Origin of the sequence: Streptomyces sp. SID12488 (assembly GCF_010548275.1) — a bacterium.
GTDB lineage: Bacteria > Actinomycetota > Actinomycetes > Streptomycetales > Streptomycetaceae > Streptomyces.
In genome coordinates this window covers 1-18,218 of record NZ_JAAGLT010000025.1, presented here as the reverse complement: position 1 = coordinate 18,218, position 18,218 = coordinate 1, and the positions used below count along the sequence as shown (strand labels likewise).

15 protein-coding genes and 3 pseudogenes are annotated in these 18,218 nt (G+C 72.2%); 2 read left to right on the top strand and 16 right to left on the bottom strand.

From position 1 onward, the window contains the following. Nucleotides 1-18: 18 nt before the first annotated feature. From G3I56_RS30590 to G3I56_RS30540, 11 genes are all read right to left on the bottom strand, one after another. The gene (locus tag G3I56_RS30590) at nucleotides 19-585 is read right to left on the bottom strand and encodes a GNAT family protein (RefSeq protein ID WP_164414617.1); all 567 of its coding nucleotides are present in this window, start codon (nucleotides 583-585) and stop codon (nucleotides 19-21) included. Between the two features lie 26 nt (nucleotides 586-611). Next, entirely contained in the window at nucleotides 612-878 is a 267-nt protein-coding gene (locus tag G3I56_RS30585) for a DUF1049 domain-containing protein (protein WP_203691019.1), read from the bottom strand. 88 nt (nucleotides 879-966) lie between these two features. Continuing rightward, complete coding sequence (locus tag G3I56_RS30580; RefSeq protein WP_164414615.1) at nucleotides 967-1,893, bottom strand: LD-carboxypeptidase; 927 nt, start codon at nucleotides 1,891-1,893, stop codon at nucleotides 967-969. Next, nucleotides 1,890-3,848, bottom strand: a complete 1,959-nt coding sequence (locus tag G3I56_RS30575) for a prolyl oligopeptidase family serine peptidase (protein ID WP_164414613.1) — start codon at nucleotides 3,846-3,848, stop codon at nucleotides 1,890-1,892. Before G3I56_RS30575 ends, G3I56_RS30580 begins: the two co-directional genes overlap by 4 nt. A gap of 14 nt (nucleotides 3,849-3,862) precedes the next feature. Next, nucleotides 3,863-5,167 (bottom strand): M20/M25/M40 family metallo-hydrolase, encoded by a 1,305-nt coding sequence (locus tag G3I56_RS30570; RefSeq protein WP_164414611.1) that lies wholly within the window; start codon nucleotides 5,165-5,167, stop codon nucleotides 3,863-3,865. Beyond that, nucleotides 5,160-5,993, bottom strand: a complete 834-nt coding sequence (locus tag G3I56_RS30565; protein WP_164414609.1) for a M55 family metallopeptidase — start codon at nucleotides 5,991-5,993, stop codon at nucleotides 5,160-5,162. The genes G3I56_RS30570 and G3I56_RS30565 overlap by 8 nt, the downstream gene beginning before the upstream one ends. A 224-nt stretch (nucleotides 5,994-6,217) precedes the next feature. Beyond that, a complete protein-coding gene (locus G3I56_RS30560; protein WP_164414607.1) occupies nucleotides 6,218-7,138 on the bottom strand; it encodes a hypothetical protein in 921 nt (306 codons plus the stop codon). 237 nt (nucleotides 7,139-7,375) lie between these two features. Then, nucleotides 7,376-8,101, bottom strand: coding sequence for a class I SAM-dependent methyltransferase (locus G3I56_RS30555; RefSeq protein ID WP_164414605.1), 726 nt, complete (start codon nucleotides 8,099-8,101; stop codon nucleotides 7,376-7,378). Nucleotides 8,102-8,304: 203 nt separating this feature from the next. Beyond that, nucleotides 8,305-10,776, bottom strand: a complete 2,472-nt coding sequence (locus G3I56_RS30550; RefSeq protein WP_164414603.1) for a SpoIIE family protein phosphatase — start codon at nucleotides 10,774-10,776, stop codon at nucleotides 8,305-8,307. A gap of 142 nt (nucleotides 10,777-10,918) precedes the next feature. Continuing rightward, nucleotides 10,919-13,342 (bottom strand): MFS transporter, encoded by a 2,424-nt coding sequence (locus tag G3I56_RS30545; protein ID WP_164414601.1) that lies wholly within the window; start codon nucleotides 13,340-13,342, stop codon nucleotides 10,919-10,921. Nucleotides 13,343-13,506: 164 nt separating this feature from the next. Continuing rightward, nucleotides 13,507-13,950, bottom strand: a complete 444-nt coding sequence (locus G3I56_RS30540; RefSeq protein ID WP_164319205.1) for an SRPBCC family protein — start codon at nucleotides 13,948-13,950, stop codon at nucleotides 13,507-13,509. Nucleotides 13,951-14,132: 182 nt separating this feature from the next. Between G3I56_RS30540 and G3I56_RS30535 the strand changes: the two are divergent. After that, nucleotides 14,133-14,363 (top strand): annotated as a pseudogene (locus G3I56_RS30535) (radical SAM protein); the annotation flags it as partial. 32 nt (nucleotides 14,364-14,395) lie between these two features. Beyond that, entirely contained in the window at nucleotides 14,396-14,602 is a 207-nt protein-coding gene (locus tag G3I56_RS30530) for a hypothetical protein (RefSeq protein WP_164414599.1), read from the top strand. A gap of 429 nt (nucleotides 14,603-15,031) precedes the next feature. On the opposite strand, the pseudogene G3I56_RS30525 reads toward G3I56_RS30530, so the two are convergent. From G3I56_RS30525 to G3I56_RS30505, 5 genes and pseudogenes are all read right to left on the bottom strand, one after another. Then, a pseudogene (locus G3I56_RS30525) lies at nucleotides 15,032-15,433 on the bottom strand (xylose isomerase); the annotation flags it as partial. A 4-nt stretch (nucleotides 15,434-15,437) separates the two neighbouring features. Continuing rightward, the gene (locus G3I56_RS30520) at nucleotides 15,438-16,313 is read right to left on the bottom strand and encodes a TatD family hydrolase (protein ID WP_164414595.1); all 876 of its coding nucleotides are present in this window, start codon (nucleotides 16,311-16,313) and stop codon (nucleotides 15,438-15,440) included. An 11-nt stretch (nucleotides 16,314-16,324) separates the two neighbouring features. Further along, nucleotides 16,325-17,113: an EboA domain-containing protein gene (locus G3I56_RS30515; protein WP_343240096.1), complete on the bottom strand. Its 789-nt coding sequence runs from the start codon at nucleotides 17,111-17,113 to the stop codon at nucleotides 16,325-16,327. Further along, nucleotides 17,110-17,970: a sugar phosphate isomerase/epimerase family protein gene (locus tag G3I56_RS30510; RefSeq protein ID WP_164414593.1), complete on the bottom strand. Its 861-nt coding sequence runs from the start codon at nucleotides 17,968-17,970 to the stop codon at nucleotides 17,110-17,112. Before G3I56_RS30510 ends, G3I56_RS30515 begins: the two co-directional genes overlap by 4 nt. After that, nucleotides 17,967-18,218 (bottom strand): annotated as a pseudogene (locus G3I56_RS30505) (prenyltransferase); the annotation flags it as partial. The pseudogene G3I56_RS30505 and the gene G3I56_RS30510, both read right to left, overlap by 4 nt.

Sequence of the window (18,218 nt, the reverse complement as noted above, 5' to 3'; positions counted from 1 at the left end):
GGGCGAACCGATCAGGCCCTACCTCTTGAGCATCTCCGAGGTGATCGCCCACCGTTCGTGGTCCCGCCAGGCCCCGTCGATGTAGAGGAAGCCCGGTGAGAAGCCCTCCAGCCGGAACCCGCAGCGCCGGGCGAGGGCGATCGAGGCGGCGTTGCCGGGCTGCACGTTGATCTCCAGCCGGTGCAGCCGCAGCGGCGGCCCGAAGGCGTACCGGACGACGAGTTCGAGCCCCTCGCTCATCAGCCCCCGCCCGGCCGCGTGCGCGAACGCCCCGTACCCGAGGGCGCCGCACAGAAAGCCGCCCTGGACGATGTTGTTGATGTTGACGAACCCGGCGACGGCGCCACCCTCAACGCCGGGGCCGTCGCCCTTCTCGCACACGAGGAACCCGGCCTTGGTCGGATCCTCGATCAGCCGCCCGGCGTACGCGGCATAGGCGTCGGGGCTCGCCGGCGGAGCCAGCCAGGGGTGGTGCAGGGCCTTGCTCTCCCGCACCCGGTCGATGAACTCGGCACCGTCCTCGTAGGTGAACGGACGTATGCCCACGCGGGGCCCTTCGGCGAGATATCCACGGAGCTCAGACACTCAGCCACCTTACGCGCGGCCCTCGTTCACCTTCGGCGGCGCATGAAATAGGCCCCGCAGAGTGCGCCGATGACCGCCGTGCCGAGCAGCGCCATCCACAGCGGCATGGTCACCTCCGGGATCAGCAGCCGGATCCGGGTGGCTCGGGTGTTCTCGAAGATGAAGATCAGGGCGAGCACGGCGAGCGCCCCGACGGCGACCCGGGCGGGCGTCAGCACCCCCCGCGCACCACCGGTCCCGCCAGCGGTTCCGCCACCGGCATCGCCACGGCTCTCGGAGGTCTTCGGGCTCATGGGGCCAGCATGAGCCGAACCGGTGCTTCCCGCGCGCCCGGAGGTACGCCGGACGGGTGACAGCACCGAGGGCCGACCCGCCCCACCCTCACCGCAGCGCCGGCTCCTCCAACGTCAGTGTCCCCGCGTCTGCGTCGAGTTCGGCGGCCACCCCGAACGGGATCGTCAGCGCCCCGTCGCAGTGCCCGAACCCGAACTCCTCCACCACCGGCACCCCGAGCCCGCCGAGCCGGTCGGCGAACACGGCGCGCAGCTCCTCGTACGGGCCGCACCGCTCCCACGAGCCGAGCGTGATCCCGGCGACGCCGTCGAGCCAGCCGGTGCGCAGCAGCTGGGTGAGGTCCCGGTCGATCCGGTACGCGCTCTCCCCCACGTCCTCGATCATGAGCAGCCCGCCGCGCGCACCGGACCGGGCGTGCCGGGTGCCCCGTTCGGTGGCGAGTATGGCCAGACAGCCGCCGAGGACGACACCCCGGGCCCGCCCGGGTACTAGCATCGAACCGGCTGCGGTGTGGATGACCCGTACCGACTCCGGATCGAACAGCGTGGCCCGCAGATGCTCCTGCGCCCGCGCGTTCTTGAGGAAGTCGACGGCGGAGACCATCGGTCCGTGCAGGGTGGCCAGTCCCAGACGGACCGCGAACGCCTCGTGCAGCGCGGTGATGTCGCTGTAGCCGACGAACACCTTGGGGCCGGCCGCCCGCAGCGCGTCCCAGTCGAGCAGGTCGACCATGCGCTGCACTCCGTAGCCGCCGCGGGCGCACAGCACCGCGTCGACCTCGGGGTCGCACCAGGCGGCCTGGAAGTCGGCGGCCCGGTCCGCGTCCGTACCCGCGAGGTAGTCGAACTCCCCGTGCCGGTCGAGCACATGGGGTGCGACGACGGGGTCGAGGCCCCAGCCGCGCAGCAGGTCGAGCCCGGACTGCAGTCGCTCCTCGCGCACGGGCCCGCTGGGCGCGACGACGGCCACGCGCGCACCCGGCGCGAGCCTCGACGGCCTTGCCAGGGGCTTCACTTGACGAGTTCCAGGGTCGGGATGCCGGGCGGGGTGAGGCCGAAGACCTGTGCGTACAGGGAGAGTTCGGACTCCAGGACGCGCACTGTCGTGTCCGCCCGCCGGAATCCGTGCCCCTCCCCCTCGAACGCGATGTACCGGTGCGGCACGCGCCGCCCCTCCATCGCGAGCCGGGCGAGGAACCGGTCGCACTGCACGGGCGGGCAGATGACGTCGTCCAGCCCCTGCAGCAGCAGGAAGGGTGCGGTGATGTCGGCGGCGTGCTCGGCGGGCGAGCGCTCCAGATAGCGGCCGGGGACGTCGGCGAGCGGGCCGACCAGGGACTCCAGGTACTGCGACTCGAAGTCGTGGGTCTCCCCCGAGCCCCAGCCCGCCAGGTCGAGGATCGGATAGAGGATCGTGCCGCACGCGTAGACGTCGGTGCTGGTGAGGGAGGCCGCCGCGGTCCAGCCGCCCGCGCTGCCGCCCCGGACGGCGAGCCGGGCACGGTCGGCGGTGCCCTCGTCGGCGAGGGCGAGCGCGACGGCCGCGCAGTCCTCGACGTCGACGACACCCCACTGTTCGCGCAGCCGGTTGCGATACTCGCGCCCGTACCCGGTCGAGCCGCCGTAGTTGACCTCGGCGACGCCGATGCCCCGCGAGGTGAAGTAGGCGATCTCCAGGTCGAGTACGAGCGGCGCCCGCCCGGTCGGCCCCCCGTGCGCCCACACGACGTACGGGGGCAGCTCGTCGCCGGGCGCCGTGTACCCGGGGTGGTGCGGCGGATAGATGTGCGCGTGGATGTCCCGGCCCTCCGGGCCGGTGAAGGTGCGGATCTGCGGCTCGGGATAGTGCACGGGGTCGACCGGGTCCTGGTGCCCGGCGCCGATGACCCGGGCCCGTCCCGTACGGGTGTCCAGCTCGACGACCTCGTAGGCGCTGCGCGGGCTGGCCCCGACGGCGAGGATCCGGTCACCGTGCACGGCGAGGGTGGCCGCGAACTCGGTCCAGGGGCCGCACGTGTCGACGACGTCTCCGGTCTCGGGGTCCAGGATCCCGAGCGAGGTCGCCCCGCGCCCGTGCACGACCGCGACGGGCCCGCCCTCCAGGGGTGCGAACCAGCGTTGCCCGACCTTCCACAGCGCCCCGCCGAACTCCTCCGGGCGGGGGCACACGGGCACGTCGTCCCGGTAGAGGTTCCACCAGCCGGTGCGGTCGCTGACGTACAGCAGTGCTCCGTCGCCCGCCCAGTCCACCTGCGCGATCGACTCCTCGGGCCCTCCGGCGACCGTTTGGGCGCCGCTCAGCGTGCCGCCGGCGCCCACCTCCGCGACCACCAGCTCGGTCCCGTCCCAGGGCATCCGCGGATGGTCCCAGGCGAGCCAGGCCGCGCGCCGGCCGTCGGGCGAGATCCGGGGTCCGGTGACGAACCGGTGCCGGTCGTCGGTGAGTTCGCGTACGGCGCCGCGCTCCTCGGCGGCCGATCCGTCCAGCGGCACGGCGGCGATCACGCGCCGGACATCGGTGGGTCGCTCGCCGGTGAACTCCTCCAGCACGCACCAGACTTCACCGAGTTCGAGCCGCAACTGCGGCTCCACCCAGCGCAGTCCGCCCCCGACCGGGGACAACGGCGTGAGCGGGCGCGGCTCCTGCCCCTCCGCCAGGCAGTACAGCCGCTGATCGGCGAAGTTGACGAACACGACCAGCGGACCGCCGTCGCGCACGGCACCGGCCCACGGATGGCCGCCGTACTCCATGACGCGGCTGCGCACGTTCCACGGCGCGTCCAGGACCGACTCCTGGGTGCCGTCGGCGCGCCGCCGCACCAGGGTGCGCCGGCCGCCCTCGGTGGGCCGGGGCTCGGTCCACCAGGCCTCGTCGCCGACGAACCCCACGTACTCGGGTGACCCGTCGTGCTCGGCGGCGAGTTCCGCGTCGATGGGCGAGAGCCATGATCCGTACGGCAGTGTCTGCACTGTCTTCCCCACTCCTAGGCCGTGCGCAGGAACCGGTCGAGTACCCGGACTCCGAAGTGCAGCGCCTCGACCGGGACACGCTCGTCCACACCGTGGAAGAGTGCCTGGTAGTCGAAGCCCTCGGGCAGCTTCAGGGGCGCGAATCCGTACCCGGTGATGCCGAGCCGCGAGAACTGCTTGGCGTCGGTCCCACCGGACATGCAGTAGGGCACCACGAGCCCCTCGGGCGCGAACTCCTCGACGGCGGCGCGCATTCGGGCGTAGGTGGGTGAGTCCACCGGGGCCTGCAGCGCCCCCGAGCGATGGTGGAACTCCCACTCCACGTCGGGGCCGGTGAGTTCGTCGAGGGTCGTACGGAACTCGTCCTCGCAGCCGTACAGGAAGCGCCCATCGACGAACGCGACGGCCTCGCCGGGGATCACGTTGACCTTGTAACCGGCGTTCAGCATGGTGGGGTTGGCGCTGTTGCGGACGGTCGCCTCGACGAGCCGGGCGGCGGGTCCGAGCTTGGTGAGGAGCCCGTCGACGTCGTCCAGGTCGGGCACGACGCCGTAGAGGGCGGCGAGTTCGGTGAGAGCGGCTCGGACGGTCGGGGTGAGGCGAAGCGGCCACTCGTATGCGCCGATGCGGGCGACGGCGGCGGCGAGGCGGGTCACGGCGTTGCTGTGGTTGACCTTCGAGCCGTGTCCGGCGCGCCCCTTGGCGGTCAACTTGAGCCAGCCGGTGCCGCGTTCACCGGCGGCGATGGGGTACAGGTGGCGTCCGCCGCCGTCGTGGAAGGTGAACGCCCCTGATTCGCCGACCCCTTCGGTGCACCCGTCGAACAACTCCGGGTGCTCGGCGGCCAGGAACCCGGCGCCGTCCACGGCGCTGTCCTCCTCGTCGGCGGTGAACGCGATCACGATGTCGCGCCGGGGCCGGACGCCCTCGCGGGCCCAGTCGCGGACGACGGCGAGGATCATCGCGTCCATGTTCTTCATGTCGACGGCGCCCCGCCCCCAGACGACGCCGTCGCGGATCTCCCCGGAGAAGGGGTGCACGCTCCAGTCGTCGGCGCGTGCGGGCACGACGTCGAGATGCCCGTGCAGGAGCAGCGCGTTGGCGGCGGGGTCGGTGCCCTCGATCCGGGCGACGACGTTGGTGCGCCCCTTGGTCCGCTCGAGGAGCGTGGGTTCGAGGCCTGCCTCGGCGAGCAGGGCGGCGGCGTACTCGGCGGCGGGCCGCTCCTGGCAGTCGCCGGCGCCGTGGTTGGTCGTGTCGATCCGGATGAGGTCGGAGGTGAACGACACCACCTCGTCGAGCGCCTGCTGCTCAGCCATACTGCTCCTCCACCGCGGCCGAGACGATCGTCGTGACCGCCTTGAAGGTACGAATGCCCTCGTACATTGTGCCGCTCGTGTACGCCACCTTCCGCTCCCCGGTCCGCGCGACGCCGGGCACGACGGTGGCGGCCATGGAGAGATGCTCGGCGTCGAACTCGAGGGCGACGGTGAACGGCCCGCCGACGACGGGTTCGTGCCGCACGGCCAGCGCGGCGGCCTCCTTCGCGGCGGCCCTGATGTCGGCGGCGGTCCTGGCGGGTGTCCGGCACACGGCGGCGTACCGCGACACATGGTCCTTGACGGCGACCTTCAGCGCCTCGGGCGCGTATCCGAGCGCGTCCTCGCAGGCGAGGTCGTCGCCGGTGACCAGCACGACGGGGACCCCGTACTCGGCGACCACATGGGAGTTGAGGAGCCCTTCGCTGGCCCGTACGCCGTTCACCCACACGCCGGTGATGGAGTTGGCGAGGTAGGTGTGCGCGAGGACGCCCTCCATGCCGGCGCCCGCGTGATAGCCGACGAAGGCGATGCCGTCGACGTCGCCGTGCTGGACGCCCTCCACCATGGACAGCGACTTGTGGCGCCCGGTGAGCATCTCCACCCGCTCGTCCAGCCGTTCGAGGAGCAGGTTGCGCATGGTCCAGTGGGCCTCGTTGACCAGCACCTCGTCGGCGCCGCCGTCGAAGAAGCCGAGCACGGCGGCGTTGACGTCCGAGGTGAACATCGAACGGCATCGCTCCCACTGCGGGGTGCCTGGCAGTACGTCGGCCGGCCAGGTGACGCCGGTGGCGCCCTCCATGTCGGCGCTGATGAGGATCTTCATCGTGAGACAGTCCCGTCGCAGGTCAGCGGCTCGCTGTCCGAACGTTACGCGCCGGGCCCGGTCCCGGCCAGGAAGCACCGCTTCTGCCTCCCGGGTGAACCCACGGATCTCCGCACCGAACCGTTCAGTATCCGGAACACGGCGACAGCCCCGCCTCCCTGAGGAGTCGGGGCTGTCGGACGAGCTGTCGCGCTACGGGACGACTGCGGTCCCTGTGCTCCCGGTCAGGAGCGGCGGGCCCGACGGGCCATGAGGAGCGCGCCGGCGCCGAGGGCGACGACCACGGCCGCCGCACCGGCGATGGTGCCGACCGGCGCGCCGGCGCCGGTCTCCGCCAGCGGCGGGGTGCTCTCGCTGGGCGAGGGCGCCGGGCTGGTGGGCGGCGTCGACTCCACCGGGGGTACGTCCGGGGTGGTGGGCGGCGTGGTGGAGGTGTCGGGGGTGGTCGGCGGGGTCGACTCCTCGGCGGGCGGCTCGCTGCTCGCGGGCGTCGTGGGAGTCGCCGGCGTGGTCGGGGTGCCCGGGGTGCTCGGCGCGGGCTCTGACGGCGTGGGGGCGGGCGGCACGGAGGCGCCGGTGTCGCACGCCTTGTCGCCGCCGTTCCAGGCCGCTATGAGGTGGTAGGGCGTGACCACGTTGTCGGGCTGGTAGGGGGCGGGGCCATGGCCCTCCCCCTCCTGGCCGTCGTACGCGATGTCGTCGCCGTACAGGTCGATCTGCCCGTAGCAGTCCGGGGTCTTCACGCTCAGCTTCTGCCAGGTGTGCTCCGCGCCACCCGCGTCGGCGACGTCCGCCGAGGTGAGGTAGACGGTGTCCTTCTCGATGAAGGTCTGGTGGCCGGAGGTGTTCCAGTTCGGACCCTCGGTCGTGTACTCGGCCAGGGACACCGGGTACTTGCAGCCCTCCCCGACGTTCTGGCCCGGGGCCAGCCGGACCTCGACGGTGCCGGGAGCACTGGCCAGGGAGTGGAACCCGCCCTGCGAGGTCCAGTCACCGCCGTCGATGCGGTACTGGACGGTGGCGGACTGGCACGACCCGCCCGTGGTCGCGCTCGCCGTGCCCGCCCCGAGTACGGGTACGACAGCGGCGGCGAAAGCGGTTGCGGCGAGGACAGCCAGAGTTCTGGACTGGTGCGAACGCGACAAAATGGGCCTCTGTGGTTCGAAATGTGTGGGAGGTGTGTCGGGTGCCAGTGAACGGCGCGGGCGGACGCACGAAGGCGTGCGCACCAGGTCACTCGCGTCACTTCACTCGCTTCAGGCACAGCGAAGTGATCCGCATTCTCGCCAGGTCAGGTGACTCCCGTCAATCCTCCACGAGTTCTCCACATTCCGGCTTGGTCACGGCGGCCTCCGGCGGAGCGTCCCGGGCCGCCGTGATCCTCAGCGTTGCTGCGCCACCACGACCCACTTCGAGGGCAGCACGACGCGGGTTCCGTCCGCCGTGTACTCCGTGGTGGTGAGTGGGAGTTCGCCGCTCCCGAGGACCTGCAGGCCCGCCGCGCTCAGATACACGGGCACCGCCGAGTCCGCCACCTCACCGGGTGCGATGCCGTGCTCGAGGACCGGGCGCAGCTTGGGCGGCGGGCCCTCGGGGCTCTGGGCGAGGCCCATCAGGATGGGGCGCGCGTCCTGCGACAGCTCGACCAGGAAGGCCCGGCCGGTCTGTCCGATGAGGGTCGCGATGCCGTCGACGAGGGTCTGCCGGTCGTCGGCGTCGCACTGGTGGAGCACCCCGCGCATGTACACGTTGGTGTCGCCGAGCTTTCCGTGCAGTTCCTCGACCTCGGTCTTCTCTGCGCAGTCGAGGACTTCGTACTCGGCGGCGCCCTCCGGGTCGGCCTGACGGGCACGCTCGATGGCCGCGGACGAGAGGTCGGCGCCGACGACCCGGGTGAAGCGGTCCGTGAGGAACCGGGTCTGCGTGCCGTTGCCACAGCCGAGGTCCAGCAGGGGCAACTCGAAGTCCGCGAGGTGCGGTTCGAAGACGGCGAGGTGGAGGCCGACGGCCAGCATGGGCTCCGCGTCCCAGAAGACGGCCCCCTGTCCGTGGGGGGCCTCGCGCCAGAAGCCCTCCCAGGCCTCCCTGTACCGACTCGTGACGCTCATGCCCAACTCCCCAGGGTGCGACGGCTGTCCGTCCGAGGGGACGGGCCAGTTCGGTCTACCGTGCCCCGGTTACGCCCACAAGCACACCGCACATACCTTCACGGCTCGTTCGAGAGGTGCGCGCCGGTGTGCGCCTCGCACGCCTCCCCGGCCCCGCGGCAACAGCAATCCAAGCACAGGGCACCGACATCGACGGCGGGGCGTCAGCGTCGGCGCGGCAGAGTGAGTTCGAACCACACGGTCTTGCCAGTCCCCGTCCGGCTCGCCCCCCACTCCCGGGCCAGCGTGCTCACCACGCGCAACCCTCGGCCGACCTCGGCCGTGGGCTCGGTGCCCAGCAGCGTGGGCAGGGTGTGGTCGTCGTCGTCCACTTCGCACAGCAGCGTCTCGCCGCGCACGAGCCGCAGCTCGACTGAACGCCCGTGCGAGTGCCGTACGGCGTTGGTGACCAGTTCGCTGACCAGTAGCTCGGTGGTACCCACCAGTCGCGCCAGGCCCCAGTCGTGGAGCTGTTCTCGGACCACGGCACGGGCCCGGCCGACCTCGGCCGGGCCGGGGGCGAGCCGCCATTCGGCGACGTCGTCCGGTTCGATCCCGTTGAGTCTGGTCATCAGCAGCGCCACGTCGTCCTTGCGGCCTCCGCGGACGTTCAGGGTGCGGATGATCGTGTCGCAGGCGTCGTCCATGGAGGCGGCCGGGTGGGCGGCGGACTCGCAGAGCGTCGCCAGGCCCACGCCGATGTCCTCCCCGCGTACCTCGACCAGGCCGTCGGTGCACATCACGAGCCGGTCGCCCGGCTCAACGCGCACGCGTACCGCCTCGAAGGGCACTCCGCCGACGCCGATGGGCGCGCCGGTGGGCAGGTCGAGCAGCTCGCTCCGGCCGTCCACGGCGCGGACCAGCACGGGCGGGATGTGGCCCGCGTTGGCGAGGTGCAGCTCGCCCGCGATCGGGTCGTAGACGGCGTAGAGGCAGGTCGCGAGGTAGGTGTCGCCGAGGCGCTGGGCGAGGTCGTCGAGGTTGCGCAGGAGCTGGGCGGGCGGCAGGTCCAGGGCGGCCATGGTCTGGACGGCCGTACGCAACTGGCCCATCATCGCGGCCGAGTTGAGGCCGTGCCCCATGACGTCGCCGACGACGAGGGCGGTGCGGGCGCCCGGCAGTTTCACGGAGTCGAACCAGTCGCCGCCGACCCTGCCCAGCAGCGTGCCGGGCAGATAGCGGGTGGCGATGTCGCAGCCCGCCATGCGCGGCGGGATCTGCGGCAGCATGCTGTCCTGGAGGGTCTCGGCGACACTCTCCTGGTAGGTGTACATGCGCGCGTTGTCGAGCACGAGGCCCGCGCGGGCGGCGAGTTCGGCGCCGGTGACGCGGTCCATGTCGTTGAACTCGACCCGCTCCGGGTGGCGGAGAAGGATCATGAAGCCGAGGACGACGTTGCGGGCCTTCAGCGGTACGACCAGCATGGAACGACCCGTGATCAGCGGCCTGATGTCGCGCTTCTCGAACTGCGAGGCGATCATGTGCCCCATCTGTTCGCTGATGCGCGGCACGAGGACGGGCTGACCGCTGGTCATGCACTGGAAGAACGGGGTGTGCGCCGGGAACGGCATGGCCTCGCCGACCGGTACGACGTCGTCCCAGCGGCCCGGTTCGTCGGTGTGTTCGAGGGCGACGCGGTGCCACATCGTCGTCGTGTCGGGCACCCCTTCGGGGAACCCCTCACCGGCGACGACCTGTTCGCGCAGATAGGTGCCCGCCACGTCCGTGAAGCGGGGTACGACGGCCTTGCTGACCTCGATGATCGTGCGGGACAGGTCGAGCGAGGTGCCGATGCGCCCGCTGACGTCGTTGAGGAACTCCAGCCGCTCGCGCACCGCCGCGTACTCGAGGTCCTCGACGTCGTCCTGGAGGTCCTCGGGCAGGGGTTCGCCGGCCAGTACCGCCCGGGCCACCCGCTCCCGCCGCACCTTACGCTCGGCGCGGCGGGGCACGCCCCAGTCAGGGGTGACCGGGACCAGGTCGTTCTGGCTGAACTCCAGGACGGGATAGCCCAGTTCGAGGATCTGGGAGACGATGCGGGCGCTCTCCCCGACGCTCATGCTGGGCAGGATCTCGGGGAGTCTGCGGGCGAGTTCGTCGGCGCCGGGGAAGTTGGTGTGGAGGGCGAATCCGGGCGCGATGCGCTCGACCGGGACCTCGTCGTCCTCCTGGCGCAGTACGTCGGTGTCGGCGGCAAGCACGAGCAGGCGCTCGTGGCCAGGGCCCACCAGGGGGTAGGCCCACCAGAGCACATCGACACGGTCGGCGTCGTGGCCCGGCACCGCGAGGCGGGCGCGGCCCGAGGCCGGGTAGGACAGCCGCCCGTCGAGGGAGGACTCCAGGTCGGGTCCGAGACCGTCGTAGGCCGCGAACGACCCGAACGGCGTCGAGTCGTCGTCATCGATGTCGGGGAGGGCGCCGGAGACGGGCAGCAGGTCGACGGCGGGCCGGCCGAGGGCTTCCTCCCTGGAGGCACCGAACAGACGCCGCGCGCCCCGGCTCCAGTGCGAGACCAGGCCTTCACGGTCGACCACGACCACGGCCAGCGGGATACGGCCCGCCTCACCGTGCTCCGTCGGCGCGCTCTCCGCAGCTCCGCGGCTGGGATGTGCGCCCGTTTCGGTGCCACGATCCATGGCGCAGGCTCCTTCTTCCCACGGCTCCGCGAGATCTGTGCCGTCCTCACCACCGTACGGCGCCGGTCGGTCGCGATGTGTGGCAATCCGGTAATTGCTCTTGGACGGTCCGCTCCGGCGCACAGACACGCGCCCCGCTCGCTCAGTCCTCGTGCCCGACCTGAAGGTCGCGTTCCGTACGGCCGCCACCAGCCACCTGGAGGACGGTGGCGACCGGCGGGTAACCGGAGGCGATGACCGTGTACTCGCCGGAGGACAGGTCCACGAACCGGAACGTTCCGTCGGCCGGGGTGGTGAGCGTGTCCACGACGTTGCCGGCCACGTCGAGCAGGGTCACCCGCGCGTCCTCGACGGGCCGTCCGCCGCCGGCCCGCACAGTGCCCTTCAGGACGGCGCCGCCCGCGAGTCCGACGTCCTGGCGGGTCTCCCGGGTGGCTCGCACGGTGACAGGGAGGGCGGCCGGGCGGAACGCGGGCGCACCGGCGGCGAGGGTGTACTCGCCGGCCACCAGTTCGGTGATGACGTATCCGCCCTCGGGTCCGCTGCGGGTGGTGGCGACGACCTCGCCGTGCACGTCGGTGAGCGTGACGGTGGCGTCCGGGACCGGAGCGCCGTCCCCGGTCAGCACCCGGCCGGCCAGGCGCCCCGCGCCACCGAGGACGAGGTCCAGTTCGACGGGCCGCTCGCCGACGGTCACGGTGACCGCCTGCGGCTGGTGACCGCCCGCCGCGGCGATCAGGACATACGCGCCCGAGCCGGGCGTGGACAGCGCGTACCGCCCGTCCTCGGCGCTCGCGCCGCGTCCGATCTGCGTGCCCGTGACGTCGATGAGGGTGAGCGCCGCGCGCGGTACGACGGTCCCGTCCGGGTGCTGGACGGTGCCGCACACCGGGATTCCGGCCGCGTACGGCGAGCGAGGCGAGACGGGGTTCCCCCCGCCCGAGGGGTGGGGGAGGGCCGCCGGGACCGCCAGGGTGGTCGTGGGTCCCGCGGAGTCGGGAGCGGCGGGGGCGGTGTGGTGGGACACCAGGGGTTTCTCCTTGAGGAAGCAGGCGATGAGCAGGCCGAGGACCAGCACCGGCACGAGGTACAGAAAGACGCCCGGCATGGCGTCGGCGTACGCCCTGATGTAGCTGTCGCGCAGCGCCGGGGGAAGCGCGTGGACGAGCTGCGGGGTGATCGAGTCGGGGTCGGGGAGACGGGCACCCGCGCGCGTGGGGAGGCTCTTGTGCAGGGACTCGGCGAGCCGGTTCGAGAAGAGGGTGCCGAAGACCGCGGCGCCGACGCTGCCGCCGATCTGCCGGAAGTAGTTGTTGGCGCTGGTCGCGGTGCCGAGGTCGGCAGGGCGCACGGAGTTCTGCACGGCGAGGACCAGGACCGGCATCACCATGCCGATGCCGGTGCCGAGGACGGCCATCCAGAGGCTGTAGTGCAGCCGGGGCGTGTCCGCTTCGAGGCGGGACAGCAGCCACATGCCGAGCACCGACAGGGCGCTGCCCAGGACCGGCCAGACCTTGTAGCGGCCGGTGTGGCTGATGAGCTGCCCGGAGACGATCGACGCGCCGACGATGCCGGCCATCATGGGCAGCATCAGCAGACCGGACTCGGTGGCACTGGCGCCGTCGACCATCTGGAGGAAGGTCGGCAGATAGCTGGCGGCGCCGAACAGCGCCACGCCGGTCACCAGCCCCACCAGACCGGTGACGTTGAAGACGGAGTCCCTGAACAGCCGTAGCGGGATGAGGGGTTCGGGTGCGAACCGCTCGGCGACGACGAAGAGTACGGCGGCCACGAGCGCTCCGGCGCCGAGCCCGAGGATCTCGCGCGAGCCCCACGCGTACTCGGTGCCGCCCCAACTCGTCAGCAGCACCAGGCAGGTCGAGGCCACGGCGAGCAGCAGCGCTCCGAGGAGGTCGAGCCGGGCCTTGGCCGTGGGCTTGGGCAGCTTCAGTACGACGGTGACGACGGCCAGCGTCAGAAGACCGAACGGCACGTTGAACCAGAAGCACCACCGCCAGGAGAGGTGGTCGGTGAAGTAGCCGCCCAGGAGAGGCCCCGCGACCGAGGCGAGGCCGAACGCGGCGCCGATCAGACCCATGAACCGCCCGCGTTCGCGCGGCGGCACGATGTCCGCGATGATCGCCTGGACGCCGATCATCAACCCGCCCGCGCCGACGCCCTGGAGGGCGCGGAAGGCGATGAGCTGGTCCATGGTGTGCGACCGGCCTGCCAGCGCCGAGCCGGCGACGAAGACGACGATCGCGAACTGGAAGACGCCCTTGCGGCCGAGCAGATCACCGAGTTTGCCGTAGACGGGCAGTCCGACGGTGGCGGTGAGCAGGTAAGCGGTGATCGCCCAGGACATCTTGTCCAGGCCGTGCAGCTCCCCGACGATCTTCGGGAGCGCGGTGGCGACGATCATCTGCTCCAGGGCGGCGAGCAGCAGCGCGAGCATGAGCCCGAAGAACACCAACCGGACCTGGCGCGGACCGAGTTGCGGAGGTTCTGGAGAAGGTGGAGGGAGCTCGGTCGCCGGTTCGTCCTGCACCAGAGTGATCCCGCCCACGTACCGCTCCCCTCGTCGCACCTACCGACAATTCCCGCTTTGGGCGACAACTGCGAGCAAGTGCGACGAGTTACGGCGTAACGGCACAAGGGGCGGAGATCCACTCGAACCGGTGAGGTGAGCGGGGGCGGGAGCCAACGCCCTTCGAGGGGTTGCCCCTTGGACTACTTCTCCACCTCGGCGGCGAGCTTGTCGAGGAGGCCGTCGTAGATGCGGGCGAGGCCCTTGGGGGCGAAGGTCCGCTCGAAGAAGCCGCCGACGCCACCGGCGCCGTCCCAGACGCTGGTGACGACGACCCGCGACCTGCCCTCGCCGGCCGGGGTGACACGCCAGGTGGTGACCATCGAGGAGTTGCGGTCCTTCTCGACGAGCTCGCCGTCGGTGGGCTCACTGACCTCCAGCAGACAGTCCCGGACGCGCTTCTTGGTGGCCTGGAGCTTCCAGTGGACGAGGGTGCCCTCTCCGTCGCCGCCCTCGCGTACCTCATACTCGCTGAACTGCTCCGGCATCACCTTCGCGCGCGTGCCGCTGTATTCGGCGAGGGCGTCGAACACCGTCTCCGCGTCCGCCGCGACGATGCGCTCCGTGGTGGCCTCGACCTGCGCCATTGCGTTCCTCCAGCAGCTGGTTCTTCGGTGGGTCGCGCTCAGCCAACCACCCCGCCGCCCGGCCGCCCAAATCGGGGTCTCACAAGGGGTCCGGCGGCGAGCTTCACAAGACTCGAACATACGATCGCACGATCAAGGGAACATGTGTTCTATTCTGTGGTCAGTGCTACCGAGGAGGTGTCATGCGCTGGGAGAACCTCACTGTGGGGTCCGGCTCCGGCCCGGCCGACGCCGCGTTGTTCGGCGCGGACGCGGTGACCACCCGTACCTTCGACTCTCCCGAGTTCCGCGGGATCACCTTCCACGAGATCCGGGCCCGTTCGATCATCAACCGCGTCCCCGGGGCCTCACGCCTGCCGTTCGAGTGGAAGGTGAACCCCTATCGGGGCTGCACGCACGCGTGCTCGTACTGCACTGCCTGACCCTATTGAGCCCGGGAGGGCCGATGCTCAGCACTCCGAACGCGGACAATGCCTGGAAAGGCATGACGAGGTCCTTCCCGACCCCGGAGGCGCCCGGCCAGTATGCCGCCCCCAGCAAGGCGGAGAGGACGGCCTACGCCGTGCTGCTGCACGGACCGGCCGCGCGCTCAGGCGGCACCGACGCGAGTCAGTGGCTGCTACTGCGCGACCGCACAGCGAAGCGCCCGTAACCGACGCACCAGCAGCAGCCACACTTCAGGAACGCGTCAGCCGCCCAAGACGCCGTCGAGGCAGTCCTGCCGACGGAGCGGGTGAACGGGCCGGGCGCCATGATGGCGGCCCGCCAGTTCCAAATCGACGCCATCTCGGGATTCTTCAGGTCGCGGAAGATCTCGTCGGCGTTCGCGGAGAGGCGGGGGCCCGCCGATGAGCCCCCGCACTGCCTGACGGGATCGCACGGCCGTGTGGCGGGCGCACGATCATCGGCCGTGGGCGCCGGGCGAAGGTTGCGCCATGGCGAACTCGCCAGTGAGTGATGCCGCCGCCGGCGTGGACGCTCGGGCATGATGCACATGCGCGCGCCGAGAGAGGCACACGGGGAGAGCAACCCTGCACCGGCCGACCGTGGTCGGGACCACCACTCGGGGGCAGGTCCCGCTCTTGGCGACGTCGTCGGGCAGCAGCCCGGCCAGGACACGGGCGCAGTCGAGGGTGTACGCCGCCCGGCGAGAGTCGGTCCAGTCCGGCGTGTACACCGCGTGCTTGACGACGGGCTGGTGGAAGCCCTGGTACGGGAAGGTGTTGAGGGTGACGACCTCCAGGCCGCGCCGGTGCAGGTGCGCGCGGAGCCGGGCGACCTCATAGGGGCGCGCGGCGAGGTCGCGGGCGGCGTCCCGGGCCAGCCAGAGCCCTACGCCCAGGACGGGGGTGCCGAGCCGGTCGCGCACCCGTGCCGCGCAGGCGTCGAGCTGGGCGGTGACACTGTCCAGGGTCTCGGCGGCGTGCACGTGGGTGCAGTAGGCGAGGTGGACGAGGGAGCCGTCGCGGTGCCGGAAGCGCACGGCGTCACCGCTCCCCGCGCAGCAGCGAGTTGTCCGCGAAGACCGCCGGTCCCGGGGCGGCGGTCCCGTCCTGGTGGCCGTCGACCCCTTCCAGGTCCAGTCGGCCGCTCTGGCCGTAGAAGGCGACCGGGTTGCGCCAGAGCACCTCGTCGACCTGGTCCTCGGTCATACCGGCGGCGAGCATGGCATCGCCGGTGGCGCGGGTGGTCAGCGGGTCGCTGTGGCCCCAGTCGGCGGCCGAGTCGACCAGCGTGCGGGCGGTGCCGTGGCGGCGCAGCACCTCGACCATGCGGGGCGGGCTCATCTTGGTCTCGGGGTAGATGGAGAAGCCCGCCCAGCAGCCGGCCTCGGCTACGAGGTCCACGGTCACCTCGTTGAGGTGGTCGACCAAGACGCGTTCGGGCGCGATGCCGGACTCGCGGACGACGTCGAGGGTGCGCCGGGTGCCCGCGGCCTTGTCCCGGTGCGGGGTGTGCACCAGGACCGGCAGGTCGTACCGGACGGCGAGTTCGAGCTGGGTGGCGAACGCCGTGTCCTCGGCAGGGGTCATCGAGTCGTAGCCGATCTCACCGACGGCCACCACGCCGTCGCGGACCAGGTACTGGGGCAGGACGTCCAGGACGCCGGTGCAGCGCGGGTCGTTGGCCTCCTTGGGGTTGAGGGCGAGGGCGCAGTGGTGGCGGATGCCGAACTGGCCGGCCCGGAACGGCTCGAAACCGAGAAGGCTGTCGAAGTAGTCGGTGAAGCTGCCGATGGAGGTCCGCGGCTGGCCGAGCCAGAACGCCGGCTCCACCAGCGCCCGGACGCCCGCGTCACGCATGCGCGTGTAGTCGTCGGTGGTGCGGGACGTCATGTGCACGTGTGGGTCGAAGATGCGCATGCGGTGCTCCTTCATTCGCAGGGCCGAAGTCGGTGGCCGGGGACGCCGGCCGGGGTGTGCGCGGCGAGCCGGGTCAGGGCGCGGCGGGCGGCCGCGCGGCGCCCAGGTTCGGGGCGGTCCGCCTCGCCGGGCAGCCCCGAGGCGGCCACCACGGCGGGGAAACGGGCCAGGACCGGCCAGACGTCCTCGGGTACGTCCCGGCCGGCCGCGACGCGTTCGTGGGCGTGGTCGGCGAGCATCCGAGCCAGCTCCGCGTCCACGCGCTCCTCCGCGATCACCGGCGGGACGCCCATGAAGACGCACTTGAGGACGGCGTGCCGGTAGGCGGCGGCGTCGAGGTGGCGGGCCGCGTAGGGGCTCAGGGCGGCGGCGACGAGGCTGTTGTCCTGCGAGCGGAGCGCCTCGTGCACCAGGCCGACGGCAGCGTCGCCCAGGTCGGAGCGGAGCGGGTCCAGGACGGGCAGGGCCCGCAGTAGCGCCCGGCGTTCCGGGGTGCCGCCCGCCCGGTAGAGCCGGGTGAGCAGGCCGGGCAGCAGCCCCGGCGCGGGCGGAAGGGCCGCCAGCAGGACCACGCGGGCCGCGTCGGGCGCGGCCCAGCCGGCGGCGGCGGGGCGGGCTCCGGGTGCGCCGGTGGGGTCCAGGGGGCCCCGGCCGCAGTGCCGGGCGACGACGGGGAAGAGTTCCAGGACGGCCATGGGGTCGGTGGCCGTCGCGTACAGGGCCGCCTCCAGCCAGGCGGCGGCGTCCGGTGCGAGCCGTGCCTCCAGGCAGGCGCAGAGGTCCGCGAACACCTTGGTCACGCCGTCTCCCTCACTCGTGCGGCCTCGTACAGGAAGGCCAGGGAGCGCTGGGCCACCCGGGCGGCGTCGGGCGAGCCGTCCTGGATCTCCACGGAGACCAGGCCGCGGTGGCCGCCATCAGCCAGGGCGCGCAGCAGCGGCGGGAAGTCGATCTCCCCGGCGCCGAACTCCAGGTGCCGGTGGACGCCGCGCACCATGTCCTCGATCTGGACGTGGGCCAGGTGGGGCAGGGCCTGGTGGACGCAGTCCAGGACGGGCCGCGGCTCCACGCAGTGGGCGTGCCCGACGTCCAGGGTGAGCCGCAGCAGCGGATGGCCGTCCAGCCGCTCGCGCAGCGCCGCGAAGCGGTCGATGCCGTGGACGAACATCTCGGGCTCGGGCTCCAGGGCGAGGGTGACCCCGTGGGTCTCGGCGGCGGCCAGGAGCGGCCGGCAGCCGGCGGCGAGCCGGTCGAGCGCGGCCTGTTCCGTGAGGCCCTCGGGGGTGTGGCCGCTGGTGAAGTGCACGGTGTCGGCACCGAGTTCGGCGGTGATCCGTACGGCGCGCCGCACCAGGTCCACGCGGGCGTCGGCGCCGTGCTCGCATAGCAGGCCGGGCCGGTGCGGGCGGGCCGGGTCGAGCAGCAGCGGGTCCCCGCTCTCCACGACGGCCGAGAGGCCGAGCCGGTCCAGGAGCCCGGCCAGCCGGGCGGTGCGGGCGGGCGCGTCCTTGGCGTAGGGGTCGAGGTGGTGGCGGGCGAGGGTGAGGGCGACGCCGTCGTAGCCGAGGTCGGCGATGATGCGCAGGGCCTCGTCGAGGGTGTGGTGGGCGAAGCCGTTGGTGCCGTAGCCGAAGCGCAGGGGGAGGCGTCCGCTCATGTCGCCGACACCGCCTTGACGAGCCGGCCGGCCAGCGGGTGGACAGCGGACAGCACGGCGGCGGCCGTGGGCGCTCCGGCCGCGGCGGTCAGCGCGGCCTGGAGCGGGACCGCGCCGAGGATGCCGGTCTCGACGGCGGTACGGACGCGGCCGGCGTCGGCGTGCCGCGCCGTGTCGGCCAGCGCGGTGCCGTAACCGGTGAGGTAGCGCGCGCCGGCCGCCGCGGTGACGGCACGCCGACGCCGGCC